The 1,243-nt window shown below is 49.6% G+C and carries 1 protein-coding gene; it reads left to right on the top strand.

What is annotated here, in order from left to right; all coding sequences use genetic code 11:
- Positions 1-1,119 precede the first annotated feature (1,119 nt).
- Positions 1,120-1,243 (top strand): ThiS-like ubiquitin domain-containing protein (locus Q0614_RS11190; RefSeq protein WP_298788747.1); only part of this gene is annotated, 124 nt, incomplete at its 3' end.

Below are 1,243 nucleotides of genomic sequence, written 5' to 3'. Positions count from 1 at the left end.
CAGATCTCAAGCGGCAAAAAATATGAGATCGTCGAGTTCGTAGGCGGCGGCTGAGATCGGACTTTGAATTATGTTAAAAATTACGCAGCCGAGGTTTAAATCCGCGCGAAGGCCGCTAAATTTTAATCGGCTTAGCGACACAGCGGCTGGGACTTAAAAATTTGCACGCGCGTCGTTAAAATTTTAAACGATAGGGCGGCGCGGAGACATAAGCGGCGTTTGGGATTTTTAAATTTATGAGGAAGCCGCGGTGGCCTGGCGTCTGTGGCGAGCTTTAAATTTTTGAAAGCGAGCTAGGCCGCGGCGGCCGAACGCAGGAGTTTTAAAATTCGCTCCGCGGCGATAGGGTTTAAATTTTATTGCGGCTGCGAAACGTTAATTTGCGCCGCCAGCTGCGGCGGTAGGATGTGGGCTTTAAACTGCATCGGTGCCGTAGGCTTGAGCGTGGGGCTTTAAAATTTAATTTCGTCGCGCTAGGGAACGGCACCCGACGCGCAAATTTTACCCGCGAGCGCGCTAAATTAGCTCGTAAACACGGTATGTGCCGCGTGATCTATTTATATTAAACATAAAATTCCGCGTTCGGCGGCACGCCGCAGTGCGTAAAATTAACGGATCGATTCGGAGATCTATCGATATGCCGCGTTACAATACTGCGATGTAAAAAGGAGCGGGAATGCGACTCTGTTGCGCGGCGCACGGTAAAAAAGCGGCTTGCGCCGATTAAATTTGGGCGGCGCGATAAATTTAAAAAGCTTAAGGCCGGTCAAAATAAAGCACACGATACGGCGTCAAAATTTTATCGATTAGGCTTGCTTCGGGTTTACGCGCGATTGATCGTAGCGTTTCGCTAGTCGCAAGACAAAGCACACTTGCGTTAAGCTCAAGTGCGGGTGCGTTGGCTAATTGAGCTCAATCATGGCGGCGGGCTGAGCTTCGGTCATCAAGACCGCGCAAATTTGTCTTAAGTATAAATCGCCATGGTGCGAAGCGAGCAATTGCGTGCTACAGCTCGTAGAATCGTTAAAATTTGCGGCTTTGCGTGACGCAAAAAAGGCGCAGGGTCAAAGCTCGCGCGGCGAGACTCGGGCGCGCAAAAAGATAAAATTTAGGATCAAAATGCAGATAAAATTAAACGGCAAAGCTTACGAAACGGGCGCGAGCGATCTTGAGGGGCTTAAGCGCGAAGTTAAATTTAGCGGCGAGATCGCCGTGATAAACGGCTATGCGAGCACGCAAAATT

Origin of the sequence: uncultured Campylobacter sp. (assembly GCF_937997595.1) — a bacterium.
Lineage (GTDB): Bacteria > Campylobacterota > Campylobacteria > Campylobacterales > Campylobacteraceae > Campylobacter_B.
The sequence above is the reverse complement of the archived record's forward strand: the minus strand, read 5'-3'. Positions and strand labels throughout refer to the sequence as shown.